The following is a 2,881-nucleotide window of genomic DNA, read 5'->3' on the forward strand; positions in this document are numbered from 1 at the left end:
CCGCGCCGCGCCGAGCCACGTGTGCGGGTCGGCAGGTCCCGGCAGCCATGTCGCCCGCCCGCCCCCGCGCTGTACTACCGTCGGCGCCATGCCCAGGCCCGTGCACTTCGAGATCCATGCGACCGAACCCGCGGCCATCCAGGCCTTCTACGAGACGGTCTTCGGCTGGCGGTTCGACCGGTGGGGCGACGTCCCGTACTGGCTGATCACCACCGGCGACGGCGACCCGCGCGGCGGCGTGCCGCACTCCGAGCCGGGGATCGACGGCGGCATGGTCCCGCGCATCGGCGACCGCGCCGCCGACGGCCAGGGTGTCAACGCCTTCGTCATCACGGTCGACGTGCCCGACTGTGCCGCCTACCTCGACAACGCCATCGCCGCGGGCGCAACCGTGGCCATGCCGCGCGCCGCCACCCCCGGCGTCGGCTGGCTCGCCTACGTTAAGGACCCCGACGGCAACATCGTCGGCCTCATGCAGGCCGACCCATCCGCAGCGTGACGCCGGTACCGGCCCCGATGTCGCCACCCGTGCCCGACGTCGTCCCGGGCCGCTCCGAGAGCCCGGCCGAGAACCCGGTTCTCGGCCGCACCTTCGACGCCGTCCTGTTCGACCTCGACGGCACGCTGATCTCCTCGATCGGCGCCGTCGTGCGCTCCTGGGCCCAGCTCCTGCGCGAGTTCGCCATCCCCACCGACCGCCTCGGCGACTACCACGGCATCCCCGCGAGCTCCCTGATCGACACCGTCATGCACGATCGCACCGCGGCCGAACGAGCCCGCGCACTGGTGCGGATCGTCGAGATCGAGGTGGCCGACACCGCCGACATCGAGATCCTGCCCGGCGCAGCCCGCGCCCTCGCGGCGCTGGCGGGATCGGGCCGGGTCGCGATCGTCACCTCCGGCAGCCGCGAGCTCGCCCGCGCCCGCCTGGTCGCGACCGGCCTCGCGGCTCCCGGCGTCGTCGTCACGGCCGACGACATCACGCGCGGCAAGCCCGACCCCGAACCCTTCGTGGTCGGCGCGACCCGCCTCGGCGTCGATGCGAACCGGTGCCTCGTGGTCGAGGACGCGACCGCAGGGATCACCGCGGCGCGCGCGGCCGGTGCGACCACGATCGCCCTGACCACGACGACCACACGGGACAAGATCACCGGTGACCTGGTGGTCCCCGATCTCTCCGCGCTGCGTTTCGAGCTGGTTCCCGCGGGCGTGCGGGTCACCCGCGCCTGACGCTCTCGCGTCAGGCGTCAGGCGTCAGGCGTCAGGCGTCAGGCGTCGGGCGCCGGGCGCCCCGGCGCCTGGGTGCCCTCGTGCCCGCGGGGGCGGCGTCACACCTCAGTGCATCGCCTTGCCGTCAGCGTCAAGAACCCACCAGATCCCGCCGACGCCCTGGCCCTTGGTGTCCCCTTTCGCGGAGTCCTTGACGAAGTAGTAGAGCGGCCACTTGTTGTACGTGACCTGCATCGATCCGTCCGTCCGTGCGACGGTGCCGAGCTTGGAGTCGTCCGCCCCGGTGCCGACGGTCGGCTTGCCGGTGACGACCAGCGGCGGCCATGCCGTCGCGCAGCCCTGGTAGCAGGTGGGTGCGCCCTGGTTGTCCGGGTCGTACAGGTACAAGGTCGTGCCCTTGGCATCGACCAGCACGTCACCGAGCGAGGTGCTGGCGACCTGGACGGCGGCCATACCGGCCACACCGGTCGAGGGTGGTGTCTGGGTGCTCGTGGGTGTCGTCGTGCTGGACGCCTCGCTCGGCGTCTTGCTCGACGAGGATGATCCCGTCCCGCCGCCCGACCCGCAGGCCGCCAGCGCGAGCAGGAAGATGCCGATCACAGCCGTCTTGGTCTTGCGCATCTGAGTCCCCCAGTTCCAGCGGTGTGGGTGCGCCGCACGCGCGCCCTTCTCCGTGGACACGTTCCGACCGCCCGAACCGTTCATTCTCGACACCGTGTCCGATGAGGCCTAGCCTTGCTAGGTATGAACTCCGGATCGGACGCGGAACGCCTCAAGGGCAACCTGGATCTGCTCCTGCTCTCGGTGCTCGCCAACGGCCCGGCGCACGGCTACGCCGTCGTCGGGAAGCTGCGCGAGGCCAGCGGCGGCACCTTCGATCTGCCCGAGGGCACGGTCTACCCCGCGCTGCACCGGCTCGAGCGGGCCGAATGGCTCACCGCGGTGTGGGAGCGCGGCGACGCCAGCGGGCCGAGCCGGCGGCGCAAGGTCTACTCCGTCACGGCGGCGGGCCAGCGAGCTCTGACGGCCGAACGGACGCGCTGGACCCGGTTCTCCACCGGGATCAGCACGGTCCTCGACGGCGCGGCAGGCGTCGCATGACCCCCGACGACGACGCCGTCGAGCGCTACCTGGACGACGTCGCCGACAACCTTCGGGGGCAGGGCCGCGAGGTCCGCCGGGTGCTCGCCGAGGTCGAGCAGCACCTCGACGAGGCCACGGCCGACGGCGTCGCGCGCGGCCTGTCGGCGCAGGACGCGGGCGCGCAGGCCGTCGCCAGGTTCGGTGACGCGGCCGCTGTCGCGCGCGGCCTCCAGCGCCGGGCGTGGGCGCCGCCGCGGGGAGTGCTGCTCGAGGTCGTGACCGCGCTCGTCCTCGTGCTCGGGGTCGGCCTGGTCGCCGTCGGCGCGAGCGGGGCGCTCGCCTGGGGAGCCGGCGCCGCGCTCGGCAAGGAGTTCGTCGCGGGCGACGCGCCCGGCGTCACGTACACCCCGGCCCGCTGCGCCGAGTACTTCCAGCTCAGCCCGGGCTCCGATACGTGCGTCGAGGCGGCGACCTCGCACCACTTCGACGAGGTCACCGGCCAGCGGATCGACGTCGGCGTGCTTGGCGTGCTCGTGCTGGGCGTCTGGGCGGGCGCCCGGCGCTGGGT

The 2,881-nt window shown here is 73.2% G+C and carries 5 protein-coding genes; 4 read left to right on the top strand and 1 reads right to left on the bottom strand.

The window, feature by feature from the left end; genetic code table 11:
• The first annotated feature begins 88 nt into the window (after positions 1-88).
• Both VIM26_RS25215 and VIM26_RS25220 read left to right on the top strand, forming a co-directional pair.
• Positions 89-499, top strand: a complete 411-nt coding sequence (locus tag VIM26_RS25215; protein WP_331956082.1) for a VOC family protein — start codon at positions 89-91, stop codon at positions 497-499.
• A 17-nt stretch (positions 500-516) separates the two neighbouring features.
• Positions 517-1,230, top strand: coding sequence for an HAD-IA family hydrolase (locus VIM26_RS25220; protein WP_331956083.1), 714 nt, complete (start codon positions 517-519; stop codon positions 1,228-1,230).
• Positions 1,231-1,335: 105 nt separating this feature from the next.
• Here the strand turns inward: VIM26_RS25220 and VIM26_RS25225 are convergent, their stop codons facing one another.
• The gene (locus VIM26_RS25225; RefSeq protein ID WP_331956084.1) at positions 1,336-1,911 is read right to left on the bottom strand and encodes a hypothetical protein; all 576 of its coding nucleotides are present in this window, start codon (positions 1,909-1,911) and stop codon (positions 1,336-1,338) included.
• A gap of 63 nt (positions 1,912-1,974) precedes the next feature.
• Between VIM26_RS25225 and VIM26_RS25230 the strand changes: the two genes are divergently transcribed.
• A complete protein-coding gene (locus tag VIM26_RS25230; protein WP_331956085.1) occupies positions 1,975-2,331 on the top strand; it encodes a PadR family transcriptional regulator in 357 nt (118 codons plus the stop codon).
• Positions 2,328-2,881, top strand: a 554-nt coding sequence (locus VIM26_RS25235; protein ID WP_331956086.1) for a permease prefix domain 1-containing protein, incomplete at its 3' end; no start/stop codon positions are given. The genes VIM26_RS25230 and VIM26_RS25235, both read left to right, overlap by 4 nt.

The organism is Pengzhenrongella sp., from assembly GCF_036565025.1.
Lineage (GTDB): Bacteria > Actinomycetota > Actinomycetes > Actinomycetales > Cellulomonadaceae > Pengzhenrongella.

Bases quoted from the DNA above. Each gene is read 5' to 3' on its own strand.
- VIM26_RS25215 (WP_331956082.1), top strand. From the start codon at position 89: ATGCCCAGGCCCGTGCACTTCGAGATCCATGCGACCGAACCCGCGGCC.
- VIM26_RS25220 (WP_331956083.1), top strand. From the start codon at position 517: ATGTCGCCACCCGTGCCCGACGTCGTCCCGGGCCGCTCCGAGAGCCCG.
- VIM26_RS25230 (WP_331956085.1), top strand. From the start codon at position 1,975: ATGAACTCCGGATCGGACGCGGAACGCCTCAAGGGCAACCTGGATCTG.